The sequence below is a fragment of the Ferruginivarius sediminum genome, assembly GCF_003344765.1.
GTDB classification, from domain to species: Bacteria; Pseudomonadota; Alphaproteobacteria; order Kiloniellales; family Rhodovibrionaceae; genus Ferruginivarius; species Ferruginivarius sediminum.
This window is the reverse complement of sequence record NZ_QPMH01000015.1, coordinates 48,276-70,806: the sequence shown is the minus strand read 5'-3', so window position 1 is coordinate 70,806 and position 22,531 is coordinate 48,276. Positions and strand designations below refer to the sequence as shown.

Here is a 22,531-nt window from a genome sequence, read left to right as displayed (position 1 = left end):
AAGGTACGACCTCCTTGTCGCCCGCCCTTGCTGCGCTGCGACAATCGACCGCCTGGAAGCGGTACGCGGCAAGGTCCATTGAGGTATCGCAAATGATTTCCCGCTGGACGGGCGTAGTGTGGCGACGCTGACGGGCGGCAACCTGAGGGGCTCGGTTCGCGAGGCCGGGCGGCGGAACAGCGAAATGAGTGAGACGACAGCGCAGGAGAGCGTGGACGCGCTTTCCCGCAAGCAGCAGAAGGAAAGCCAGCTTTACGCGGGCCGCGTCAAGGTGCACCCGATGTCGATCTGGGGCACTTTCCGCAAGCTGAAGTGGGCGGCCGTCGGCATCCTGCTGGCAATCTACTACCTGGTGCCCTGGATCCGCTGGGACCGGGGACCGGGCGCGCCCGACCAGGCCGTGCTGATCGATATGCCCAGCCGGCGCGCCTATTTCTTCTTCATCGAGATCTGGCCGCAGGAGGTCTATTACCTGGCCGGCCTGCTGATCCTGGGCGCCATCGGGCTGTTCTGGGTGACCAGCCTGCTGGGCCGTGTCTGGTGCGGCTTCGCCTGCCCGCAGACGGTCTGGACCGACCTCTACATGCAGGTGGAGCGCTGGATCGAGGGCGACCGCAACGCCCGCATCAAGCTCGACAAGCAGCCGATGAACCGGGAGAAGCTGGTCAAGCGCGTCTCCAAGCACGCGGTCTGGCTGGTGATCGCCGTGCTGACCGGCGGCGCCTGGGTGATGTATTTCAAGGACGCGCCGACCCTGGCGCGGGAGTTCTTCGTCGGGGAAAGCTCGGCCTCGGTCTATGGCTTCACCGCGCTGTTCACCGCCACGACCTATCTGCTGGCCGGCTGGGCGCGGGAGCAGGTCTGCACCTACATGTGCCCGTGGCCGCGCTTCCAGGCGGCGATGTTCGACGAAGACTCGATGATCGTCACCTACGAGGGCTGGCGCGGCGAGCCGCGCGGGAAGCCGCGCAAGAACCTGGCCCACATCTCGCCGAAGGAGATGCCGCCCGGCCCCGACAGCGTGCCGCGCCAGGGGCTTGCGAACATCGACTGGGGGAAGGCGGGCGAGCAATACGATACCGCGAAGCTTGACGGGCTGGGCGATTGCGTGGCCTGCAACAAGTGCGTCGCCGTTTGCCCCACCGGTATCGACATCCGCGACGGCGTGCAGCTTGAGTGCATCGGCTGCGGCCTGTGCATCGACGCCTGCAACAGCGTGATGGAGAAGCTGGGCCGGCCGCGCAACCTCATCACCTACGACACGCTGAGCAACCAGGACCGCTATGCACGGGGCGAGCCGGGCCGGTTTCGCCTGGTGCGCCCGCGCACGGTGCTCTACACCCTGCTGTTCCTGGTGGTGGCGGGGATCATGCTGTGGTCGCTGGCCTTCCGGGCGACGGCGGACATCAACGTCCTGCACGATCGCAACCCGCTGTTCGTGACGCTCTCCGACGGCAGCATCCGCAACGGCTACACCATCAAGATCCTGAACAAGACCCGCGCGGAGCGCGATTTCACGCTTGACGTGCGCGGTATCGAAGGCGCCACCATGTCCGTCGTCGGCCAGGGCGAAGGCGGCGGCGACGTCACCCTTGCCGCCCAGCCGGACAGCGTCGCCACCTACAAGGTGTACGTCACCGCGCCGCGCGAGGCGGTACGCGGTGCGCAGGCGGATGTCAGCTTCGCCCTGACCGACATGCAGGGCGAGACCGCCCTGCACGAAACCGTGTTCCGGGGGCCGGAGCGATGAAGCTGGTCGAGAAGTTCAAGAACCCCAACGTCTGGATCCCCTCGGCCTTCGTCGGGATGTTCCTGGTCATCATCGCCGCCAACGGCGCGATGGTCGGGGTGGCGATGGGCACCTGGCGCGGGCTGCACACCGAGAACGCCTACGAGAAAGGCGTGGCCTACAACGAAACGCTGGAGAACGAGCGGCGCCAGCGTGCCCTTGGCTGGGATGTCGCGCTCGAGACCGAGAACCTCGGCGACAGCCGCGCCGACCTTGAGGTGCGGCTGAGCGACGGCGACGGCGCGCCGGTTTTGGCCGAGCGCGTGCGCGTCGGCTTCGTCCGCCCGACACAGGAAGGCTATGACCATATCGTCGAGCTACCGCGCCGGCGCGACGGCGTCTACGGCGCGATCGTCGAGGTACCGCTTCCCGGCCTGTGGGAACTGCGCGTCGCGGCGGAGCGGGGGCAGGATGCCGTCCGCACGACCGAGCGGGTGAATATCGCGCCATGAGCTGCTGCACCACCGGCGTGGGCGACCTTGCGGCCGAGGCGGCGTCCCGCGGCGCGGCGGCCGCTGGGGATGTCGCGCCGCCGGTGGAGCTTGGCCCCTATGTCCGCGAGGACGAGGAGGGGGCGTGCCGGCTGTCCCTCATGGTCGAGGGCATCCATTGCGGCGGCTGCATCAAGACCATCGAGAGCGCGCTGAACGCCATGCCGGGCGTGCGCGAGGCGCGGGTCAACATGACGACGCGCCGCCTGCAGCTTGCCTGGGTTGGCGCGGCGGAACGGGCGGGCGACTTCGTGCGGCGGCTGGACGAATTGGGTTACCGGGCGGTGCCCTACGATCCCGAGCGGCTGGCCGGCGACGACGGGCGGCAGGAGACGGAGCTGCTGCGCGCGATGGCGGTGGCAGGCTTCGCCGCGGCCAACGTGATGCTGCTGTCGGTCTCCGTCTGGGCCGGCCACGCGCAGGGCATGGAGACGGCGACCCGCGACCTGCTGCACTGGTTCTCCGCCCTGGTGGCGTTGCCGGCCATTGCCTACGCCGGGCGGCCGTTCTTTCGCTCGGCAATCCAGGCGCTGGCGGCGAAGCGCATGAACATGGACGTGCCGATCTCGCTGGCCGTCGTGCTGGCCGGCGGGATGAGCCTGTTCGAGACCGTTACCAGCGGCCAGCACGCCTATTTCGATTCCGCCGTGACGCTGCTGTTCTTCCTGCTGGTCGGGCGCTACCTGGACCGGCGGGCGCGGGGCAAGGCGCGCTCCGCCGCCGAGCGGCTGCTGGCGCTGCGCAGCGGGGCGGTCACCGTGCTGGACGAGGACGGCGGCCGTCGTGTGGTTCCCGGCGACCAGCTTCGCCCCGGCATGCGGGTGCTGGCGGCGGCGGGGGAACGCATCGCCGCCGACGGCCGCGTCGTCGAGGGGCGGAGCGACCTGGACACCAGCCTCCTAACCGGCGAGACCGTGCCGCGCGCGGCCGAGCCGGGCGCGCGCGTGTTCTCCGGCACGATGAACCTGTCGGCGCCGTTGACGCTCGAGGTCACGGCGGTGGGCGAGGACACGCTGCTGGCCGAGATCGTGCGCCTGATGGAGGCGGCGGAGCAGCGCCGCGCACGCTATGTCGCGCTGGCCGACCGGGTGGCGCGGCTCTACGCGCCGGTCGTGCATATCCTGGCGCTGGCGGCCTTCGTCGGCTGGCTGCTACTGGGCGGGCTGGCGTGGCAGCCGGCGTTGTTGATCGCGATTGCGGTGCTGATCGTCACCTGTCCCTGCGCGCTGGGCCTGGCGGTGCCGGCGGTGCAGGTGATTGCCAGCGGCCGCCTGCTGAATCGCGGTATCCTGCTGAAAAGCGGCACGACGCTGGAACGTCTGGCCGAGGTCGATACCGTCGTCTTTGACAAGACGGGAACCCTGACGGAAGGACGTCCGGCGCTGCGGGCGAACGATGTGGAGACGGCGGATCTGCGCGACGCCGCGTGGCTGGCCGGGGCGTCCAGTCATCCGCTGGCCCGCGCGCTCTGTCGCGCCGCCCGCGATGTGCCGGTTGCCGGCGGCGTGCGGGAGGAGGCGGGCTGCGGCCTGTCGCTCGCCACGCCCGAGGGCGAAGTCCGCCTCGGCAAGCGCGGCTGGTGCGGGGTCGAGGATACATCGGCCGCGGACGGGCCGGAGCTGTGGCTCTCGCGTCCGGGCCGCGCGCCTGTGCGCTTCGTCTTCGACGATCCGCCGCGCGCGGACGCGGGCGATGTCGTGCAGGCGCTGAAAGACCAGGGCATGGAGGTGATCCTGCTGTCCGGAGACCGGCCGGAAACGGTGGCGAAGGTCGCGGGCGAACTGGGCCTGAGCGACTGGCAGGCGGAGTGCACGCCGGCGCAAAAGGTCGCCCGGCTGGAGGCGCTGGGCGCGGCGGGGCGCAAGGTGCTGATGGTGGGCGACGGCCTGAACGACGCGCCGGCGCTGGCCGCCGCGACGGTCTCGCTGTCGCCGGCCAGCGCCGCCGACATCAGCCAGACCGCCGCGGATGCCGTGTTCCAGGGCGAACGGCTTCAGCCGGTGTTGGAGGTGCTTTCGGTGGCGCGCCGTTCCGGCCGCCTCGTGAAGCAGAACTTCGCGCTGGCGTTCGGCTACAACGCGGTGGCCGTGCCGCTGGCGATGGCGGGGCTGGTGACGCCGCTCATCGCGGCGGTCGCGATGTCCGGCTCGTCGCTGGCCGTGACCGGGAACGCCCTGCGGCTTGGCCTGGACCGCCGCTAGTTTGACGGGGACAGAGGTGAGGCAGCCTGCATGACTGTCCTGATCTACCTGATTCCGATCGCGCTGCTGCTGGGGCTGGCCGGCCTGGCGGCCTTCCTGTGGTCGCTGCGCTCCGGCCAGTTCGACGACCTGGAAGGCGCGGCTCACCGCATTCTATTTGACGATGACGACGACGGGCCGGGCGGTCCGGACGGCGGGCGGGGCTAGACGTTGGTAAGCCTTGCGGGCTATCAAGCTCCAAGGCCACAACTCGGGAGGCCCCATGACCGCCGCCGGTACCTTCGCCGGGGTGCTCGCCCCGGTCGCCACGCCCTTCAAGGACGACCTCTCGGTCGATACCGACAGGTTCGTCGCCTTCTGCAAGCAGTTGCTGGACGAGGGTTGCCACGGCCTCGCCGTCTTCGGCACGACGAGCGAGGCGAACTCCCTGTCGGTCGACGAGAAGCTGGACCTGCTGCGGGCCCTGAAGGCGGCGGGGGTGCCCGGCGAGAAGCTGATGCCCGGCACGGGGACCTGTGCCCTGCCGGATACGGTGCGGCTGACGCGCGCGGCGATGGAGGCCGGGGCGGGCGGCGTGCTGCTGCTGCCGCCGTTCTATTTCAAGAAAGTCGACGACGAGGGGCTGTACCGCGCGGCGACGGAGACGATCCGGCGCGTGGAGGACCCGCAACTGCGTATCTATCTCTACCATATCCCGCCGATTGCCCAGGTCGGCTGGTCCCTGCCGCTGGTCGAGCGGCTGGCCGCCGATTTTCCGGGCACGGTCGTCGGCCTCAAGGACTCCTCGGGCGACTACAGCTACACCGAGGGGGTCCTGCGCCGCTATCCGGGCTTCGCCGCTTTTGTCGGCAATGAGCGGTTCATGAAGGACGCGCTGGAACTGGGCGGGCCCGGCACGATCACGGCATCCGCCAACGTCAACGCCGCCGCGCTGCGCAAACTCTACGACAACTGGCAGGGCGCCGAGGGTGAGCGCATCAACGACGCCGTCTGCGCCTTCCGCCGCACGCTGGAGCAGTATCCCACCATCCCCGCCGTCAAGGCCATCATCGCCCGGCGCACCGGCGACCCCACCTGGCAAAACCTCCGCCCCCCGCTGCGTCCGCTACCCGAGGAGCAGGCCGCGAAGCTGTACCAGCAACTCGATGCGTTGGCGGCGCTGGCGGGGGTGGGATGACGCGCGTTTGAGCTTTAACGCCGCCCGATAACCTCCGCCGCCGTCTGGCCGCTTGCCACCGCGCCCTCGATGGTGGCGGGGAGGCCGGTGTCGGTCCAGGCGCCGGCGAGGAGGAGGTTGGGGCAGGCCGTTTCCGTCGGCGGGCGCTGGCGCAGGGCGGCCGGGGTCTGGGCGATGGTGGCGCGGCGTTCCTTGATGACGCGGATCGGCGGGCGCAGGCGCGGGTCGAGCACGAGGGCTTTCGCGACGTCCTCCCATATCGCCTGCGCGATCTCCTCGGCCGGGCGGTCGACGAGGCCGTTGGCGGCGCTGACCGTGACGCTGGCCACGTCATGGCGCAGGAACAGCCACTCCGCCGTCCCGCCGACGAGACCCAGGAAGGGGATGCCCTCGGCCAGCCGGGCGCGGTGCGGCAGGCGGATGTGGGCGTTCACGATGGGCCGCATCTCGCGCGGGACCGTCAGGCCCGGCAGCAGGTCGGCCGCCACCGTCGCCGGCACCGCCAGCACGACGGTGTCCTTTTCGCCGAGGCTTTCCCGTGTTTCCCCGAAATCCAGGCCGGTGACGCCCCCGACATCGCCCTCCAGCTTTCGCAGCCGCTGGCCGAAGCGCACCGGGGCGCCGGCCTGTTCGAGCATCGCGAGGGCCGGATCGACGAAGGTATCCGACAGCGAGGCGACTGCCGTCAGCGGCTTGCTGCGTCCGGCCCCCAGCGCCAGCGTCTGCAAGAGCACGTGGCGCAGCAGCCTAGCCGATGCGGCCTCCGGCTCCGTGTTCAGGATCGCGACGGTCAGCGGGTGCCACAGCCGGGCCCACAGCGGGTCGCCGGGCCGGTACAAGGCATCGGCGACCGAGGCGTCCGGCTTTGCGCGTAAAAGGCGGAGCGCGCGCAGGTAGGCGCCCGGTCTGGCACCCGCCACGCGGCGGCTCGGCATGAACATCCAGAAGGGGATCGGCCCCGGCGTCGGGCGCAGCGTCCACCGCTCGCCGCTTTCAAGGTCCATGAAGGGGAAGTAGGCGCCCGGCGGCGACGACAGCTTGTGGCGCGCCCCGATCTCCTCAAGATAGGCGAGGGCGGCGCCATTGGCGGACAGCAGGATGTGATTGCCGTTGTCGACCGTGCGCTCCAGCTTCGTGTCGTAGTAGGAGCGGCAGCGGCCGCCGGCGTGCGGCGCCGCCTCATGAACGGTCACGGGGATGCCGTCGCGGGCAAGCCGCACGGCGCAGGACAGGCCCGCCAGACCGGCGCCGATCACGTGGACGTGCGTCATGCGGCCCGGCTACAGGATGCCGTGGCGCAGGACAATCCAGAGCTTCGTCCACTTCGGGACGCGGACGCGCCGCTCCGGATGGCGCCACCCAGAGGTTTCGAGGGTGTCGAGAATGCGCGCATAGATTTCCAGCATCAGACGGCAGGGCCGCGCCGTGCCCTTGTCCAGCCGCTCCATCAACGCCCTGGAGCGGGCAAAGCGCTGGCGGGCCGTGCGGGCCAGCATCGCGCAGGCGGCGGGCAGGGCCGGGTCGCGCAGGATGTCGCGGGGTTCGCGCGCGGTGACGCCAGCCGCTTGCAGCACTTCCTCGGGCAGGTACAGCCGGCCGCGCGCCGCGTCGTCGCCCAGGTCGCGCAGGATGTTGGTCAACTGCAGCCCCTCGCCCAGGGTAATCGCCAGCTCTTCACAGGTTGCCCGGTCGGCGCGCGTGTCGCCGTCGGCGAAGATGTGCATCGCCAGCATGCCGACCGCGCCGGCAACCTGACGGCAATAGCTGCGCAGGGCCGCGTCGGTGGGGGCGACGATGCCGCCGCGCGCGTCTCGCTCCATGCCGTCGAGGATGGCCAGAAGCTCTTCCTTCGGCAGGCCGAAGCGACGGACGGGGGCCGCGAGGGCCCGCGTCACCGGGTGCGTCGGCGTGCCGGCGTAAAGCCGCTCGACCTCCGCGCGCCACTCGGCAAGCTGTCTGTGCTTGACGCTGTCGGGGGCGTCGCCGTCGGCGATATCGTCGACCTCGCGGCAATAGGCATAGACGGCGTAGATCGCCTCCCGCCGCTCGCGGGGCAGCAGCCGCATGCCCCAGAAGAAGGAACTGCCGGACTTCCGTACCGTTTTCTCGACCCGCTGTAGCGCGTCGCCGCCCTGATTCACGGTCCGCGGGCCGGCGGCCGTCATGAGGGCGTTCCCGTGGCTTGACCGGCCACCGCCGGCATCGGGCCGTGTCGGCGTTCAAAGACAATGGACACGACGCCGCGCACGGCGACGGCCAGCTTGGCCGGCTTCGACAGTTCCACCCGCTCGGCAAGCGGATCGCGGCGGTGGAGCGCCTTCGTGATGGCGCGGGCAAGGCGGACGATGGCGGCCGATTCCATCGCCAATCGCGGGTCCCGCAGCCGGCGCGGTAGTTCGGCGGCGGGCGCCAGAAGCTCCTCGACGCCGCCCAGGCAGCGGTCGATGACGCGCCGCAGGCCGGGCGAGGCCGACGGGCGGGCCAGCGCCTCGATACTCTCCCCCTCGACCGCCAGCCAGCTTTCCGGCAGGTAGACGCGGTCCAGCTTGCGGTAGTCGTCGGCACAGTCCTGCAGATGGTTCAGCACTTGCAGCAGCGTGCACAGGGCGTCCGAAAACGGCCATAATGCGCGGTCCTCGCCGTGCAGATCCAGCAGGAAACGGCCCACCGGCTCGGCCGAATAGCGGCAGTAGCCCATCAACTCCTGCCAATCCGCATAGCGGTTCTTGACGGCGTCCTGCTTGAACGCGGTGACGAGGTCCAGGCCATGCTGCGCCGTGACGCCGGTTTCTTCCAGCGTCTTGCGCAGCGCCTCGGCCTTCGCAAGGGCCGGGTCGCCGGGGTTGGTTCCACCGGACAAGGCGTCCGCGAAGGCGTCGAGTCGCGCGATCTTGTCGTCGGGCGAAAGTTCCGGGCTGTCGGCGATGTCGTCGATCGCGCGGGCGAAGGCATAGAACCGCATGACAGGCGCGCGCAGCCGCCGCGCGATCAGGCGCGAGGCAACAGGGAAGTTCTCGTCGCCCGCCCACTTGCCGGAGGGCGTTTCGATCTGCTGCGCCATGACCCGTCGGTCCGATCCTGGCTGTCCGTCGGCGCGAAACTAACACCGCCTGAGCGGTGCCGCTAGCCGTGGGCGGGTTTGCGCACGGCCTCTGGTGCCAGTTCCTGAAAGCGTTGCAGGAACAGGCGCTTGGCGTCCTGCGGCGGGCAGGGCTCAAGCCGCATGTCGCCGGCAAGCCGCGCGAAGTTGCGGGGGCGGCCGAAGACCCGCTTCGCCTCCGCCTCGGCGAAGCCGGCGAGTTGCGTGGCCTCCAGGTAGGCGGCGACCTTGTCGGCGCGCTTGGTCAGGTCGCGCAGGTCGCCGGGAAGCTCGCCCGGCAGGCCGAAGCGCAGCAGCACAGCCGTCATCAGCCGGTTCTCCAGCGCCTTGTAGTCGAAGCCGACGGCTGCCTTGAAGGGCGTGATGAGGTCGCCCACCACGTACTCCGGCGCGTCGTGCAGCAGCACGGCAAGTCGCCATTTCCAGGGCGTATCGCGGCGCATCCGTATGGCGATGCGTTCCACCAGCACGCTGTGCTGCGCCACGGAGAAAGCCCACTCCCCCTCGGTCTGGCCGTTCCAGCGGGCGACGCGCGAAAGGCCGTGGGCGATGTCCTCGATCTCGATGTCAAGTGGCGATGGGTCGAGCAGGTCGAGCCGCCGGCCGCTCAGCATCCGCTGCCAGGCGCGGGGCGTGTCACTGTTGCCCGATGTGCGGCGGGCGCTTCGATTCGCAGGCGTGGACATGCGCGGGACTGTAGGCGACCGGCGCCCGATACCGCAACGCCCGGTGGGTGTGATTGCGGCTCTCGGGCGATGGCGCGTAGGGCAGGGAGTGCCGGCCCTTCCTTTGGGTGCAGGTCGGGGCAGGAAGGGCCGGCAACACGGCGTCCATCAGACGGGTAGGCAAGGAACGCCGTGCGGATGGTCTGGCTGCCAGGATCGGTCAGGGGAGAACCGAACCCTGGGCCTCGTCGGGCTGGGAGCGCGAGGGGGGACCGCTCCGTCCGATAACCCGAAGTTAACCATCCGTCGGCGCATCGGCAGTGACAGCGGTCACAGGTTGGAATCGATCAGGTGCTGCGCACCCGTTCCACCATCTCTTCCAGGGCGGGAATATCGTCGATCACCAGAGCGTTGCCGTCGCGCTTGACCAGGCCGTGCTTGGTGAGGTCGCTCAGTACCCGCGCGACGGTCTCGCGTGTCGTGGAAACCCGGCTGGCGATGTCGGCGTGCACGGGAATCGGATAGATCCGCGCGCGCTCCGCCTCGTCTCCGGCGGCGCGGCGGGCGAGGCGCAGCATCTCCGCGTGGACGCGGTTGTGCGCCCCCAAGGTGCTGAGTTCCATGATGCGTTCGCCGGATTGGCGCACGATGCGGGTCAGGCGCTGCATCATCGCGAGCGCGACGTCGGGATGGTCGGCCAGGACGTTCAGAAATGTCCGCTGATCCAGCGCGCCCGTCACGGTCGGCTGTACGGCGATGACCGAGGCCGAGCGCTCGCCGCCGTCGATGGCCGCCATTTCGCCGATGATCCCGCCGGCGTCGATATCGTCGAAGCTGACCTCCTTGCCCGAGGCCGTGTGATCGACCACGCGGACACGGCCAGAGGTGATGAAATGAACCTCGTGGGAGTTGGCCGCACGCTCGATGATGGCGTCGCTGGGCTGATACTTGCGCCAGCGGCAACGCTGCTCGACCCTGTGCCGCTCATCATCTGAGCAGTCGCGGAACAGCTCGATGTTCTTGAGGCTGTGAGCGGCCTGCGCGCTGGCGGTCGTCGCCATGGGTCTTCCTCCACTCCCATCCACCCTACAGTATGGTGCGTTGCGAGGCGCGAAACCAGAGGGTTAACGGACTGTTGCCATGCGGGAAGGTGCGCCTGGGCCAAGTATGAGACCGAAAAGCAAAGGCCCCCGGAAAACGGGGGCCGAAGCAAGGTTGCGGAAGCAGGCGACACCGCTGCTCAGTGCAGGCGATTGGAGACGTCCTCTATCGCCTCATCGACAAGCGCGGCGGAGCGCTTCTCGGTCAGGCTCTCCCGCAGCAGCTTTTCGGTCGCGGCCACGGCGATGTCGACGACGTAGTTCCGCACCTCTTGCAGGGCACGCTGCTCGGCCTGCTCGATCTTTTCGAGGGTCAGGCGCTCCCGGCGGGCAAGCTGGTCTTCCAGATCCTTCTGGGACTGCTCATGCATCCGCTTGGCCTCGACCTTTGCGTGCTCGATGATCTCCTCGGCCTCGCGCTGCGCCTCGCGCTGCTTGCGCTTATAGTCGGCAAGCTGCTTCTGCGCCTCCTCGCGGAGCTGCTCGGCCTCCTGGATCTCCTTGCGGATGCGATCCGCCCGGGCGTCGAGCCCCCGGATGATCGGCCTGAGGCCCCAGTAGAGGCCCATGGCCATCAGGATGATGAAGGCGACGGCAACCCAGGTTTCAGGGTTCTGAAGCATCAGCTTTCGCCTCCCATCGCCTGCTTGACGGCCTTCTCGGCGCGGTCCTTGCCGATGTTGGCGCCGATCAGCTTGGCGGTGGCGCTCTGCGCAACCTCGCCGGCCACCGACTGGAGGCTATCGAGCGCCTCGGTCTTGGCCGCCTGGATGCGGTCCTCGGCCTCGCGCGTTTTCTGGTCGAGTTCCTTCGTGAAGGCCTCGTTGCGCTTGGCCTGCTCGGCGGCGATCTCGTCGCCCGTCTCGCGCAGCACCTTCTGGGCGTCGGCCCGCGCTTCCTGAAGCGCCTTTTCGTAGGCCTGGTAGACCTCCTGCGCTTCGGTGCGGAGCTTTTCCGCCTTGGCGAGGTCGTCCTCCACCTTGTTCTGCCGATCCTCGATGATCTGGGAAACGCGCGGCAGCGCGATCCGGCTCATCAAGAGATAGAGAACGACGAAGGTGACCACGAGCCAGAAGATCTGGCTGGCGAACCACTCTGGATTAAACTGGGGCATCGCCTGATCCTTTCGCGATCCGCGCCGTGGGCCGCGCCGGCGGGACCGGGATGGCCCCGCCCGACGTGGTGGACGAAGATGCGCTAAAGCCGCTTGCGCTTCCTAGAAGGCAAACAGGACGATCAGCGCGACGATCAGCGCGTAGAGCGCGATAGCCTCGGTAACGGCGAAACCGATCCAGATGCTGGCGCCGATATCGCCCTTGGCCGAGGGATTGCGGGCGATCGCGCTGTAGTAGCTTGCCCAGACATTGCCGACACCGATACCAGCGCCGATCACGCCAATGGCGGCCAGACCGGCACCAATCAACTTCGCAGCTTCAACGTCCATCGTTTCGTCCTCACGCTTACAGGTGAACCTGGCCGGGCGCGCATCCCCTCGGCCCGGCACGGGGATGACTGCTCCTCAGTGCATATGGAGCGCGTCGTTGAGGTAGATACAGCTCAGAATTGCAAAAACGTATGCCTGCAGCACCGCGACCAGGAACTCCAGCGCGGTGATCGCAACCGTCGCCGCCAGCGGCACGATGCCGGCGATGCCAAGCACGAACACGAAACCCGCGATGGTCTTCAACAGCGCGTGGCCCACCAGCATGTTCGCGAACAGACGCAGCGCCAGGCTGACCGGCCGCGACAGGTAGGAGATCAGCTCGATGAACACCAGCAGCGGGGCCGACCAGATGGGCGCACCTTCCGGCATGAAGAACTTCAGGAAGTGCGGCCCGTGTTTGATGAAGCCGATGGCCGTCGTGCCCAGGAACACCACGATTGCCAGCGAGAAGGTCACGACGATGTGGCTTGTGAAGGTGAACGAGCCGGGAATCAGGCCCTGCAGGTTGCCGACCAGGAGAAAGCTGAACAGCGAGAAGATGAAGGGGAAGTAGGCGCGCCCCTCCCGTCCCGCGCTCTCGCGCAGCATGTTCGCCGTGGTTTCGTAAAGCACCTCGGCGATCGACTGGATCCGGCCCGGAATCAGTGCGCGCCCGCGCGTGGGCAGCGTCATCAGGGCCGTGATCAGGATGACGGCGATGGTCATCCACAGCGAGGAATTGGTATACGACAGATTCAGGTCGCCGACCTGAATCGGCACGATGGCATGGATCTCGAACTGATGCAGCGGGTCCAGTTCGAACCCACCGCCGCCGCCATGACCGTTCGCGGACTGCGCTTCCGCCACGAGTGACCCCTCTTCAGTCCTTAGGCGCCGTCGTCGCGGCGCTCAGCCCCTTCCTCATCCCTTCTTCGCGCGGCGTCGACTTGATTGGCCACGCGGATCAGGTTCACGAACGCAGCGGCGGCCCCCAGAACGAAGAAGACGATCAGGAACCAGGGCTGCGTTCCCAGCCATGTATCCAGGACCAGACCGATCCCGACGCCCACCGCCAAAGCCGAGACCATCTCGGTGGTGATGCGCAAGCCAAGCCCGAGACCGCTGTAGGAGCGGCTTTGACGCCCGCTACCTTCGCGATCCTCGCGCCTTTCCCTGGCGGCTTTGATCCGTTTACCCAACCCGTCCAGGGGCGACGGCTTTTCCGGGTCGTTCATCGCAGAATCCCCCGTTCTTCCGCCGCAATGGACGCTGCGCCGCACAAGGCGCGGGGAACATACGGGCCTCCCCATACCCTGTCAAGGCCCCAGGGAACCCTCCAAATCGGGCGGAAAACCGGGATTTTCGCGGGGTTGACGGGCGCCGCGCTCAGGCGATCTCGCGCAGCGACTCCGCCGCCGTCAGGTCGACCGACACCAGTTGCGAGACGCCGCGCTCGCTCATGGTCACGCCGAACAGGCGGTCCATGCGGCTCATCGTCATGCGGTGGTGGGTGATGACGAGGAAGCGGGTGGTGCCCTCGCGCGCCAGTTCGTCCACCAGCGTGCAGAAGCGGTCCACGTTGGCGTCGTCCAGCGGCGCGTCCACCTCGTCCAGCACGCAGATCGGCGCGGGGTTCGTCAGGAACACCGCGAACAGCAGCGACAGGGCGGTCAGCGCCTGCTCGCCGCCGGACAGCAGCGACATCACCTGCAACCGCTTGCCCGGCGGCGAGGCCATGATCTCCAGCCCGGCGGCCAGCGGGTCGTCGGATTCGGTAAGCGACAGGTGCGCGCGTCCGCCGCCGAACAGCCGGACGAACAGCTCGGCGAAGTGCTCGTTCACCTGCTCGAACGCGGCGAGGAGCCGCTCGCGCCCTTCGCGGTTCAGGCTGGCGATGCCCTGGCGCAGGCGCTGGATCGCGGCCGTCAGGTCCTCGCGCTCGCTCTGCATGCCGGCGATCTGCTGCTCCATCTCCTCGGCCTCGACCTCGGCGCGGAGGTTGACCGGGCCAATGTTGTCGCGCTCGCGGGTCAGGCGTTGCAGCGTCCGCTCGGCTTCTTCCCTGGCGGGCAATTCCTGGCCGGGATCCAGGTCCGCCTGTTCCAGCACGCGCTCCAGCGGGCATTCCAGGCGCTCGTCGACGCGCTCCTTCACGGTCTGGAGCGCCGTCTCGGCCTGCTCCACCGCGCTTTCCGCGCGCACCCGCGCCTCGCGGGCCTCGCCCAGCCTTTGCTCTTCCGCTTTCAGGGCCTTGTCGGCCTCGGCCAGGCGCGTCTCGCCGGCGGCCAGCGCGTCGGCGGCCTCGCCGCGCTTCGCCTCCGCCGCGGCGATGCTGTCGGACAGCGCCTTACGTTTTTCGGCCAGTTCCGCGGGCTTCGCGGCCAGATCGTCCAGTTCCTGTTGCGCCGTCCGGGCGCGCTCGTCGAGTTCGGCCAAATGGCGGTGGGCGTTGTCCGCCCGGCTTTGCCAGGACTGGCGCTCGCGTCCGATGGCAAGCAGGCGCTCGCCGCGCGCCTTGGCCTCGCGCTCCACCCTGTCCAGTTCGCCCTGGGCCTGCGACAGCCCGGCGCGACGCTCTGCCAAGGCGGCGCGCTGGTCGTTCGCCCGCGAGCGCAGGGCGGCGAGGTCGGGCAGGGCGGCTTTGTCGGCCTCGGCCTGCGCCTTGGACTCCTCCGCCTCTTTGACGTCGCCGGCCAGCCGCTCGGCGCTCTCGTCCAGCGAGAAGCGGCGGGAGCGGGCCTCGGCGGCGGCCTTTTCCAGCCGGTTGTGCTCCGTGCGCGCGCGGTCCACCTCCGCATAAGCCGTGTTGACCGCCTGCCGCGCGGCGCGCTCGCGCTCGACGGCCTCGTGCGTGGCGGCCTCGGCCTCCTCGTGCCGCGCTTTCGCCGATTCGACGCCGGCCTCCAGGTCGGGAAGCTGTTCGCGCAGCTCGGTCAGGCGATTGTGCTGCTGCAGGCGCTGCGCCGCCGCCGTCGGTGCCTCCGCCGCCGCCACATAGCCGTCCCAGCGCCACAGGCCGCCGTCGCGCGTGACCAAACGCTGGCCCGGTTGCAGGGCTGGTTGCAGGCGTTCCCCTGTCTCCCGGTCCTCGACCACGCCGACCTGTCGCAGCCGCCGGTCCAGGGCCTTCGGCGCCTTGACGACGTCGGCCAGGGACGTGGCGCCGTCCGGCAAAGGCGGTGGCGTGTCCAGCGGCGGCAACTCCAGCCAATGCACCGGCGCCCCTGAATCGGCCGGCGCGTTCAGGTCGTCGCCCAGCGCCGCGCCCAGCGCCGTCTCGCTGCCCGTGCGCGCGCGCACGGACTCCAGGAGAGGCGTCCACATCTCTTCCTGCGGCTGCTCCAGCAGGCCGGCCAGCGCATCGATCTCGGCCTGCAGGCGGTCGCGTTCGCCCTGCGCGGCCTGGAGCGCGGCGCGCGTCTCGTTCTCCTTTTCGCGTGCGGCGGCGAGGTCCGCCTCCGCCGCTTCCGCGCTTTCGCGCGCTTGTGTCAGTGTCGCGTCGGCGGATTCGATGGCCGCGGCGGCCTGCTCCAGTGCGCGCGTCCCATCGTCGTCCCGCGCCGCAAGCTCGGCCTTCTGACGCGCGACATCGTCGGCCTGCCGGCGCAACCGGTCGAGGCGCTGGGTCAGTTCCAGGATGCGCTTGTCCAGCGCCTTCGCCTGCGCCTCGTCGGCCGCGAGACGCTGGTTCAGCTCGCCAAGCGCGCCCTCGGCGGCCTTCTCGGCCTCCTGCGCATCGTCGCGGACCCTGCGGGCGGCGGCTTTGGCCTCGTCCTCGCCGGCGGTGGCCTCTTGCAGCTCGGCCTTCTCGGCGTCCAGCCGCTCGATGGCCGCGGTGGCGTCGTCCACCTGCGCCTGGGTGCGCTGGCGGTCGCCTTCGATCTGATGCAAGCGGTCCTCGGCCTGCTTGCGGGCCTGCTCGACCTGCCGTTCCTCCTGCTCCAGGCCTTGCAGGGCCAGTTGCAGGCGCTGCAACTCGGCCGCCGCGGCCGCCTCGGCCTCGCGCAGCGGCGGCAGCGCGGCCTGCGCCTCCGCCTGCTCGGTGGAACGGGAGGAGGTGGTTTGCGTCAGTTCCGCGACGCGGTCCTGGGCGGCCTTCAGGCCCTCGCGCGCGTCGGCGAGGCGCTGCTTCGCGGCCTCGGCCTCCAGGTGCAGGACGATGGCCTCGTTGCGGCGCATCTGCTCGGTGATACGGCGGTAGCGTTTCGCCTGGCGGGCCTGGCGTTGCAGGGTCTGAAGCTGTGTCTCCAGGGTGGAGATCACGTCGTCCAGCCGCTCCAGGTTGCTCTCGGCGGCGCGCAGGCGAAGCTCGGCCTCGTGCCGGCGCGAGTGCAGGCCGCCGATGCCCGCCGCCTCTTCCAGCAGGTGGCGCCGCTCGGCGGGCTTGGCGTTGATAATGTGGCCGATCCGCCCCTGGCTGACCAGCGCCGTGGAGTTGGCGCCGGTCGCCTGGTCGGCGAACAGGAGCTGCACGTCCCGCGCGCGCACCTCCCGCCCGTTCACGCGATAGGTGGACCCCTTGTCGCGCTCGATGCGGCGGACGACGTCCAGTTCCGCCATCTCGTTGAACTGCGCCGGCGCCGTGCGCGAGCCGTTGTCGAGATTGAGCGCGACCTCGGCCAGATTGTGCGAGGGGCGGCGGGACGAGCCGGCGAAGATGACGTCGTCCATCTCGCCGCCGCGCATCCGCTTGGCCGAGGTTTCGCCCATCACCCAGCGCAGCGCCTCGACAAGGTTCGACTTGCCGCAGCCGTTCGGCCCGACGATGCCCGTCATGCCGGGCTCGATCACCAACTCGGCCGGGTCGACGAAGGACTTGAAGCCTCTCAGGCGCAGCCGGGTGAACTGCAAGCGGTGTCAGCGCCTCCCGCGCGCGGGTTGCTTCACTGTTCGGCCTCCTGAAGCTTCTCGGCGAAGACCTCGTAGGGCTGCGAGCCGACGACCTTCTCGCCCTCGACCACGAACGTCGGGGTGGACGTCAGGTCGATCTCGTTGCGGGCTTCGAGCTGCATCTCGATGATGCTGTCCGCCTCGGCCTGATCGGTCATGCAGGTCTCGAAGCTCTGCTGGTCCAGGCCGGCCATGCCGCCGATCCGGGCCAGCGCCTGGATCGGGTCCTGGGCCCGCGCCCAGCGCTGCTGGGACTTGAAGAGCAGGTCGAGGACAGCGAAGAACTTGTCGCCCTCGAAGCAGTTGGCGAGCAGCGCGCCGCGCAGGGCCAACTCGTCCAGCGGATAGTGGCGGTAGACCAGTTTCGCCTTGCCCGGCTCGATCCAGTTCTCCTTCAGCTTCGGCAGTGTCTCGCGGTGGAAGCTGGCGCAGTGCGGGCAGGTGAGGGAGGCGTACTCGATGATCGTCAGCGGGGCGTCGGGATCGCCCAGGACGTACTCGTCCTCGCCGATGTCGGTGACGGCGACCCGCTGCATGGCATCGGATGCATCCGACGGCGCGGCGATGTCGTGGGCGGCCGGCAGGGGCGTGTGCGCGTCCGCGCCCGAGCCGGCGCCGATCAGCGACTGGCCCAAACCGATGGCCATGACGGCGGCGGCAAAGATGCCTCCGAGAAACAGGATTTTCCGCAGCTTCATAATGAACCTACCATATCTAGTGTAACGTAGCTGTCCTATGCCGAGGTGTGCAAGCCTTCGGCACATGCCGGGCACGCTCGCCCGGCGTGGGCTGTTCGGGGCGAGATTGTCTATCGCCTTGTTTTTCCGACGCGATCATATTTTCGTGTGAGCACGCAATGTCCGGCCAAGACGCGCCAGCGCGTCGCGCAGGTCGTCGTCGCCGACTTCGGAAACGCGCGACTCGACCTCGCGCGACTCGGTGTCGCTCAGCGGGCGGGCCTGGCGCTTCGGCGGCGTTTCCCTGGTCGGCAGTGGTCCCTGTTCCATGCGCACGCGGGCGACGGCCTTGTAGCCGAAGAAGCCGTTGACGCGCTCCACCAGGATCGGCTCCTGGTGCGACAGCCGCGTGGCCTCGCCCGGATTGACGCGCAGGACGAGGGTGCCTTCGCGGCGTTCCTTGCGGTTCGGGAAGGTCAGGCGACGTGGCTGGCACACGCGCGCGACGTCCGCGCCGACGATGGACGGCCACTCGCCCAGCAGCGCGGCCTCGGCAAGGCTGCGCCGGCCCAGCGTGGTCTTGGTGATCGCCTGGACGCTGTAGGACAGCGCGCGCAGGCCACCCCGGCGCACGTCGCGCGGCCCGCTTGCCGTCCTGGTGTTCCGCTTGCCGCCGTTGCTCATTGCCGCCCTTGGTTTCTCTCCACGGACCCGAGTATAGAGGGCGTCATGGCCGATAACGCAAGCGAGCAGACAACTTCGGCGATTTCGCGGCATCTGCTGGCCTGGTACGACCGCCACGCCCGCAGCCTGCCCTGGCGCGCGCCGCCGGGCGGCCGCGCCGATCCCTACCATGTGTGGCTGTCGGAGGTGATGCTGCAGCAGACCACGACGGCAACGGTCGCCCCGTATTTCCACGACTTCCTGCAACGCTGGCCCAGCGTCCACGATCTCGCCGCCGCACCGCGGGAGGAGGTGATGACCGCCTGGGCCGGCCTTGGCTATTACGCCCGCGCGCGGAATCTGCATAAGTGCGCGCGGATGGTGAGCCACGACCTCGGCGGCCGCTTCCCGGAGGACGAGGCGGGGCTGCGCAAGCTTCCCGGCATCGGGCCTTATACGGCGGCGGCGATCGCGGCCATCGCCTTCGACCGGCCGGCCGCGCCGCTGGACGGCAACATCGAGCGGGTGGTGGCCCGCCTCTTCGCCGTGGAGGACCCGCTGCCGGGCGCGAAGGAGTCCCTGCGCGGCCTGATGGCGCGGCTGGTGCCGACCGAACGGCCGGGCGACTTCGCGCAGGCGATGATGGACCTGGGCGCCACGGTCTGCGTGCCGAAGACGCCGAAGTGCATGCTGTGCCCGCTGCACGACGCCTGCGACGGGCGCGCGCTCGGGGGTGCCGGCGAGTTGCCCCGCAAGGCGCCGAAGAAGGCGCGGCCGACCCGCCGGGCGGTGGCGTTCTGGACCGTGCGCGCGGACGGCAGCGTGCTGCTGCGCCGGCGGCCGCCCGAGGGCCTGCTGGGCGGCATGCTGGAGGTGCCGACGACGGCCTGGACCGAGGACGGCTGGGACGAGACGGCCGCCCTGCGCCACGCGCCCGTGCCGGCATCCTGGAACGAACTGCCCGGCCAGGTGCGCCACGGCTTTACGCACTTCGAGTTCCTGGTGACGGTCTGGGCGGCGCAAGTGCCCGCGGAAACCGCCGTCGCCGAGGCCGTCTGGGCCGGCATCGACCGCCTGGGCGACGCCGGCCTGCCGACCGCCATGCGCAAGATCGCCGAGCACGCGATCCGGCAGGGTGGCGGAGGGTGAGGGGCAGGGATTCGGCCTAGTTCGTCTCCGCGCGCAGCTTCTGGCGCAGCACGTCGATGGGGACGCGGTTGCCCTCGACGTCGATCTGCCAGAACTGCCAGCCGTTGCAGCTTGGCGCGCCCTGCAACTGGGCGCCGACCTGATGGATGGAGCCCTTGGCCTCGGCGCTGACCAGGGTGCCGTCGGCGCGCACGCGGGCCGTCCACTGCCCCTTGGGTCCGCCGTAGAGCACGGTTCCAGGTGCCAGGAAGCCCCGCTCCACCAGCCGGCCGAAGGGGATGCGCGGCGCCTCCCGCCGGCTTTCGAGCTGCACCAGCGTGGGATCGTCGACGGCGCGGACCCTGGCAAGACGCTCGCGCGCGATTTCCGCGTACTCCGCGTCGGCCTCCAGGCCGATCCAGCGCCGGCGCAGGCGCTTGGCGACGGCGGCCGTGGTGCCGCTGCCCAGGAACGGGTCGACGATGAGGTCGTCGGGCCGGGTGGAGGCGACGACGATGCGGTGAAGCAGCGCCTCCGGCTTCTGCGTGGGGTGCGCCTTGCGGCCGTCCTTGTCCTTCAGCCGCTCGCTGCCGGCGCAGATTGGCATGTACCAGTCGCTGCGCATTTGCAGGTCGTCGTTCAGCGCCTTCATCGACTGGTAGTTGAAGGTATAGCGCGAGTCCTTGCTTTTCGCCGCCCAGATCAGCGTCTCGTGCGCGTTGGTAAAGCGCCGGCCGCGGAAGTTCGGCATCGGGTTCGACTTGCGCCAGACGACGTCGTTCAGGATCCAGAAGCCCAGGTCCTGCAGGCTGGCGCCCACCCGGAAGATGTTGTGATAGCTGCCGATAACCCACAGCGTGCCGTCGTCCTTCAGGCAGTGCCGGGCGGCGGCCAGCCAGTCGCGGGTGAAGCGGTCATAGGCCTGCAGGCTTTCGAACTGGTCCCACTCGTCGTCGACGCCGTCGACGCGGGTGTTGTTCGGACGGTGCAGCTCCCCGTCAAGCTGTAGGTTGTACGGCGGGTCCGCGAAGATCATGTCGACCGAACCGGCCGGCAGTGCGCGCATACCCTCGATACTGTCGCCGACGCGGATAACGTCGGTTTCCAGGCCCCCGGTTCCGCTTGCGCGACGGATATTCCCCGGCCTCGACCCGGATGTAACCCCCATTGAATGCCCCCGAAAATGCAACGCGACGCGAGATGAGGGCCGAAGTCTGAGTCACGCCGGAGTCGGCGTCAAGCATTTGCAGCAGAGTCAAGAGGCTAGCGCTTCTCGCACCGGCCGGAACGATCGGCGGTGGTGGTCGGTGGCGCCCAGGCGGGCGAGGGCGGCGCGGTGTTCGGCGGTGCTATAGCCCATGTTGCGTTCCCAGCCATAGCCGGGGTGGCTCTCTGCCAGGGTGCACATCATGCGGTCGCGGGCGACCTTGGCGACGATGGAGGCCGCGGCGATGGACAGCACCTTGCCGTCGCCGCCAACGACGCATTCCCCCGCGCAGGGCAGGGCGGGCAGGCGGTTGCCGTCGACGAGGGCGAAGTCGGCCGCGATTCCGAGCCCCTCCACGGCGCGCGCCATCGCTAGGTGGCTGGCGTTCAGGATGTTCCAGGTGTCGATTTCCGCCACGCTGGCCTGGCCGAGGGCAACGGTGCAGGTCTCGTGCAGCGCGGCGGCGATCTCCGCGCGGATGTCGGGGCGCAGCGTCTTGGAATCAGCCAGTCGTTCGTGCAGGCCGCGCGGCATGGCCTGGGGCCGCAGGATGACGGCGGCCGCCACCACGGGGCCCGCCAGGGGGCCGCGCCCTACTTCATCGATGCCGGCCACGACACGGCCGTCGTCCGCGCCGCCAGCGCGCTCGTGGGCGTAATCCAGGCTCACCTTTGGCTTTCCTCGGACACCGTGGCTTCCCCCGCTTCGATCCGGCCGCGCTGCGGCCGCCGGGCGCCCGCGCGCGCCGCGACGGCCCCGGCGGCATAGGCGCAGAGCTGCGCCCACTGCCGCACCGCGCGGGTCTCGCGCGAGCACATCACCCGCACGACCTCCCGGCCGGAGGTTATGCCCAGCAGCGTGATCCTGTGCAATCGCCGCGCGACCTCCTGCCATATCGGCGCCAGGACCAGCGAGAGGACGGTCACCACGACGACGAGCCGGTGATACTCCGGCTCCACGACGCCGACCGACAGGCCCAGCGCCGCCAGGACGAAGGAGAACTCGCCGATCTGCGACAGCAGCACGCCGGCCTGGAAGGCGCGTGGCCACGGCTCTCCCAACAGGCCCAGCAGGCCGACGTTGACGGCGGTCTTGAGGATGGTGACGAACAGCACCAGCAGCAAAACGGTGCCCAGGTTGTTCCACAGGAACGTCAGGTCCATCAGCAGGCCGATGGACAGGAAGAACACCATCAGCAGGACTGCCTGGATCGGCTCGGCGTGGCGCAGCATGTTGGTCCGCGCGTTCGAGTTGCCGATCACCAGCCCGGCCAGGAAGGCGCCATAGGCAACCGATAGGCCCAAAAGCCCGGAAATCGCCGCCGCGCCGAAGCAGACGGCAAGCCCGGCCAACGGCGTGAGGTCCACGTGGTCGCCGACCAGCCGCTCGAACGGCAGGCGCAGTCGCTCCCGCCGGGAGAGGTAGAGGATCAGCAGGACGAGCAGCGCGACCGACAGCACCACCTTGATAAGGGCATCCAGGCCCGGCCCTCTCTCGCCGCCGAAGGAGCCCACGATCAGGATCATCGGCACCACGGCAAGGTCCTGCGCGATCAGGATGCCGATGGTGACCTGGCCGACACGGGTGCGCAGCTCGCCAAGCTGCTCCAGCATCTTCACGACGACGGCCGTGGACGACAGCGCCACCGCGAAACCCAGGGTGATCGCCAGCGGCATCGGCCATCCGAGCAGCTTGCCCAGGCCCAGCATGCAGGCCATCGCCACGGCGATCTGGCCCAGCGTCGCGGTCAGCGCGACCTTCCAGACGTCGCGGAAGCCGCGCAGCGACAGCTCCATGCCGATCAGGAACAGCAGCATCAGGACGCCAAGCTCGGCCAGAAGCTGCACCGATTCCCGGCTTTCCATCACGCCCAGGCCGCCGGGCCCAAGGATCGCGCCGGCCAGGATGTAGCCGACGACGGCGGGCTGATTGAGGCGCGCCATCGCCACGCCGCCGGCCAGGGCCGCGAGGACGATGAAGGCGATGCCAATCAGTTCCGGGCCGTGTTCCACGAATCGAA

The 22,531-nt window shown here is 69.4% G+C and carries 22 protein-coding genes; 6 read left to right on the top strand and 16 right to left on the bottom strand.

Translation table 11 applies throughout. The annotated features are described in order from the left end of the window. Window positions 1–184 precede the first annotated feature (184 nt). From DRB17_RS14665 to DRB17_RS14645, 5 genes are read left to right on the top strand one after another with little or no spacing between them, the layout of a single operon-like run. Entirely contained in the window at window positions 185–1,750 is a 1,566-nt protein-coding gene (locus DRB17_RS14665) for a 4Fe-4S dicluster domain-containing protein (RefSeq protein ID WP_114582997.1), read from the top strand. Next, window positions 1,747–2,241 (top strand): FixH family protein, encoded by a 495-nt coding sequence (locus DRB17_RS14660; RefSeq protein WP_114582966.1) that lies wholly within the window; start codon window positions 1,747–1,749, stop codon window positions 2,239–2,241. The genes DRB17_RS14665 and DRB17_RS14660 overlap by 4 nt, the downstream gene beginning before the upstream one ends. Continuing rightward, complete coding sequence (locus tag DRB17_RS14655; protein ID WP_114582965.1) at window positions 2,238–4,481, top strand: heavy metal translocating P-type ATPase; 2,244 nt, start codon at window positions 2,238–2,240, stop codon at window positions 4,479–4,481. The genes DRB17_RS14660 and DRB17_RS14655 overlap by 4 nt, the downstream gene beginning before the upstream one ends. A gap of 30 nt (window positions 4,482–4,511) precedes the next feature. Further along, complete coding sequence (ccoS, locus tag DRB17_RS14650) at window positions 4,512–4,688, top strand: cbb3-type cytochrome oxidase assembly protein CcoS (RefSeq protein ID WP_114582964.1); 177 nt, start codon at window positions 4,512–4,514, stop codon at window positions 4,686–4,688. A gap of 55 nt (window positions 4,689–4,743) precedes the next feature. Beyond that, complete coding sequence (locus tag DRB17_RS14645; RefSeq protein WP_114582963.1) at window positions 4,744–5,658, top strand: dihydrodipicolinate synthase family protein; 915 nt, start codon at window positions 4,744–4,746, stop codon at window positions 5,656–5,658. 14 nt (window positions 5,659–5,672) lie between these two features. On the opposite strand, the gene hpnE is transcribed toward DRB17_RS14645, so the two are convergent. From hpnE to DRB17_RS14580, 13 genes are all read right to left on the bottom strand, one after another. Next, window positions 5,673–6,929 (bottom strand): hydroxysqualene dehydroxylase HpnE, encoded by a 1,257-nt coding sequence (gene hpnE, locus DRB17_RS14640; protein ID WP_114582962.1) that lies wholly within the window; start codon window positions 6,927–6,929, stop codon window positions 5,673–5,675. A 9-nt stretch (window positions 6,930–6,938) separates the two neighbouring features. Further along, window positions 6,939–7,823, bottom strand: coding sequence for a presqualene diphosphate synthase HpnD (gene hpnD, locus DRB17_RS14635; RefSeq protein ID WP_114582961.1), 885 nt, complete (start codon window positions 7,821–7,823; stop codon window positions 6,939–6,941). After that, window positions 7,820–8,719, bottom strand: coding sequence for a squalene synthase HpnC (gene hpnC, locus DRB17_RS14630; protein ID WP_114582960.1), 900 nt, complete (start codon window positions 8,717–8,719; stop codon window positions 7,820–7,822). Before hpnC ends, hpnD begins: the two co-directional genes overlap by 4 nt. Before the next feature lie 62 nt (window positions 8,720–8,781). Beyond that, window positions 8,782–9,444 (bottom strand): HD domain-containing protein, encoded by a 663-nt coding sequence (locus tag DRB17_RS14625; protein ID WP_114582959.1) that lies wholly within the window; start codon window positions 9,442–9,444, stop codon window positions 8,782–8,784. Window positions 9,445–9,770: 326 nt separating this feature from the next. Continuing rightward, complete coding sequence (locus DRB17_RS14620; protein WP_114582958.1) at window positions 9,771–10,484, bottom strand: Crp/Fnr family transcriptional regulator; 714 nt, start codon at window positions 10,482–10,484, stop codon at window positions 9,771–9,773. 179 nt (window positions 10,485–10,663) lie between these two features. Continuing rightward, window positions 10,664–11,146: a F0F1 ATP synthase subunit B gene (atpF, locus tag DRB17_RS14615; RefSeq protein WP_114582957.1), complete on the bottom strand. Its 483-nt coding sequence runs from the start codon at window positions 11,144–11,146 to the stop codon at window positions 10,664–10,666. Further along, window positions 11,146–11,637 (bottom strand): F0F1 ATP synthase subunit B family protein, encoded by a 492-nt coding sequence (locus tag DRB17_RS14610; RefSeq protein WP_114582956.1) that lies wholly within the window; start codon window positions 11,635–11,637, stop codon window positions 11,146–11,148. Before DRB17_RS14610 ends, atpF begins: the two co-directional genes overlap by 1 nt. A gap of 102 nt (window positions 11,638–11,739) precedes the next feature. Next, on the bottom strand, window positions 11,740–11,967 hold the full coding sequence (locus tag DRB17_RS14605; protein ID WP_114582955.1) for a F0F1 ATP synthase subunit C: 228 nt from the start codon (window positions 11,965–11,967) through the stop codon (window positions 11,740–11,742). A gap of 75 nt (window positions 11,968–12,042) precedes the next feature. Further along, window positions 12,043–12,762 (bottom strand): F0F1 ATP synthase subunit A, encoded by a 720-nt coding sequence (locus DRB17_RS14600; protein ID WP_114582996.1) that lies wholly within the window; start codon window positions 12,760–12,762, stop codon window positions 12,043–12,045. 71 nt (window positions 12,763–12,833) lie between these two features. Continuing rightward, window positions 12,834–13,181 (bottom strand): AtpZ/AtpI family protein, encoded by a 348-nt coding sequence (locus DRB17_RS14595; RefSeq protein ID WP_161958841.1) that lies wholly within the window; start codon window positions 13,179–13,181, stop codon window positions 12,834–12,836. Between the two features lie 151 nt (window positions 13,182–13,332). Next, entirely contained in the window at window positions 13,333–16,797 is a 3,465-nt protein-coding gene (smc, locus tag DRB17_RS14590; protein WP_114582953.1) for a chromosome segregation protein SMC, read from the bottom strand. A gap of 32 nt (window positions 16,798–16,829) precedes the next feature. Further along, complete coding sequence (locus DRB17_RS14585; RefSeq protein ID WP_161958840.1) at window positions 16,830–17,534, bottom strand: DsbA family protein; 705 nt, start codon at window positions 17,532–17,534, stop codon at window positions 16,830–16,832. Between the two features lie 135 nt (window positions 17,535–17,669). Beyond that, entirely contained in the window at window positions 17,670–18,197 is a 528-nt protein-coding gene (locus tag DRB17_RS14580; RefSeq protein WP_161958839.1) for a DUF721 domain-containing protein, read from the bottom strand. Between the two features lie 45 nt (window positions 18,198–18,242). Here DRB17_RS14580 and mutY point away from each other — a divergent pair, with 45 nt between their 5' ends. Then, complete coding sequence (gene mutY / locus DRB17_RS14575; RefSeq protein ID WP_114582994.1) at window positions 18,243–19,325, top strand: A/G-specific adenine glycosylase; 1,083 nt, start codon at window positions 18,243–18,245, stop codon at window positions 19,323–19,325. 16 nt (window positions 19,326–19,341) lie between these two features. Here the strand turns inward: mutY and DRB17_RS14570 are convergent, their stop codons facing one another. The 3 genes from DRB17_RS14570 to DRB17_RS20750 all read right to left on the bottom strand — a co-directional run bounded on the left by DRB17_RS14570 (window position 19,342) and on the right by DRB17_RS20750 (window position 22,523). Continuing rightward, entirely contained in the window at window positions 19,342–20,472 is a 1,131-nt protein-coding gene (locus DRB17_RS14570; RefSeq protein WP_114582951.1) for a site-specific DNA-methyltransferase, read from the bottom strand. An 87-nt stretch (window positions 20,473–20,559) separates the two neighbouring features. Then, on the bottom strand, window positions 20,560–21,174 hold the full coding sequence (locus DRB17_RS14565) for a ribonuclease HII (RefSeq protein WP_241503851.1): 615 nt from the start codon (window positions 21,172–21,174) through the stop codon (window positions 20,560–20,562). 2 nt (window positions 21,175–21,176) lie between these two features. Next, window positions 21,177–22,523, bottom strand: a complete 1,347-nt coding sequence (locus DRB17_RS20750) for a cation:proton antiporter (RefSeq protein WP_241503845.1) — start codon at window positions 22,521–22,523, stop codon at window positions 21,177–21,179. Between the last annotated feature and the right edge of the window lie 8 nt (window positions 22,524–22,531).

What these genes read in the sequence shown, in the direction of transcription:
- DRB17_RS14570 (WP_114582951.1), bottom strand. Translation starts at nt 20,472, where the DNA reads ATGGGGGTTACATCCGGGTCGAGGCCGGGGAATATCCGTCGCGCAAGC.
- hpnE (WP_114582962.1), bottom strand. Translation starts at nt 6,929, where the DNA reads ATGACGCACGTCCACGTGATCGGCGCCGGTCTGGCGGGCCTGTCCTGC.
- DRB17_RS14645 (WP_114582963.1), top strand. Translation starts at nt 4,744, where the DNA reads ATGACCGCCGCCGGTACCTTCGCCGGGGTGCTCGCCCCGGTCGCCACG.
- DRB17_RS14580 (WP_161958839.1), bottom strand. Translation starts at nt 18,197, where the DNA reads ATGAGCAACGGCGGCAAGCGGAACACCAGGACGGCAAGCGGGCCGCGC.
- DRB17_RS14665 (WP_114582997.1), top strand. Translation starts at nt 185, where the DNA reads ATGAGTGAGACGACAGCGCAGGAGAGCGTGGACGCGCTTTCCCGCAAG.
- DRB17_RS14610 (WP_114582956.1), bottom strand. Translation starts at nt 11,637, where the DNA reads ATGCCCCAGTTTAATCCAGAGTGGTTCGCCAGCCAGATCTTCTGGCTC.
- DRB17_RS14605 (WP_114582955.1), bottom strand. Translation starts at nt 11,967, where the DNA reads ATGGACGTTGAAGCTGCGAAGTTGATTGGTGCCGGTCTGGCCGCCATT.
- DRB17_RS14585 (WP_161958840.1), bottom strand. Translation starts at nt 17,534, where the DNA reads ATGAAGCTGCGGAAAATCCTGTTTCTCGGAGGCATCTTTGCCGCCGCC.
- ccoS (WP_114582964.1), top strand. Translation starts at nt 4,512, where the DNA reads ATGACTGTCCTGATCTACCTGATTCCGATCGCGCTGCTGCTGGGGCTG.
- DRB17_RS14625 (WP_114582959.1), bottom strand. Translation starts at nt 9,444, where the DNA reads ATGTCCACGCCTGCGAATCGAAGCGCCCGCCGCACATCGGGCAACAGT.
- DRB17_RS14655 (WP_114582965.1), top strand. Translation starts at nt 2,238, where the DNA reads ATGAGCTGCTGCACCACCGGCGTGGGCGACCTTGCGGCCGAGGCGGCG.
- hpnD (WP_114582961.1), bottom strand. Translation starts at nt 7,823, where the DNA reads ATGACGGCCGCCGGCCCGCGGACCGTGAATCAGGGCGGCGACGCGCTA.
- DRB17_RS14660 (WP_114582966.1), top strand. Translation starts at nt 1,747, where the DNA reads ATGAAGCTGGTCGAGAAGTTCAAGAACCCCAACGTCTGGATCCCCTCG.
- mutY (WP_114582994.1), top strand. Translation starts at nt 18,243, where the DNA reads ATGGCCGATAACGCAAGCGAGCAGACAACTTCGGCGATTTCGCGGCAT.
- atpF (WP_114582957.1), bottom strand. Translation starts at nt 11,146, where the DNA reads ATGCTTCAGAACCCTGAAACCTGGGTTGCCGTCGCCTTCATCATCCTG.
- DRB17_RS14620 (WP_114582958.1), bottom strand. Translation starts at nt 10,484, where the DNA reads ATGGCGACGACCGCCAGCGCGCAGGCCGCTCACAGCCTCAAGAACATC.
- hpnC (WP_114582960.1), bottom strand. Translation starts at nt 8,719, where the DNA reads ATGGCGCAGCAGATCGAAACGCCCTCCGGCAAGTGGGCGGGCGACGAG.
- DRB17_RS14595 (WP_161958841.1), bottom strand. Translation starts at nt 13,181, where the DNA reads ATGAACGACCCGGAAAAGCCGTCGCCCCTGGACGGGTTGGGTAAACGG.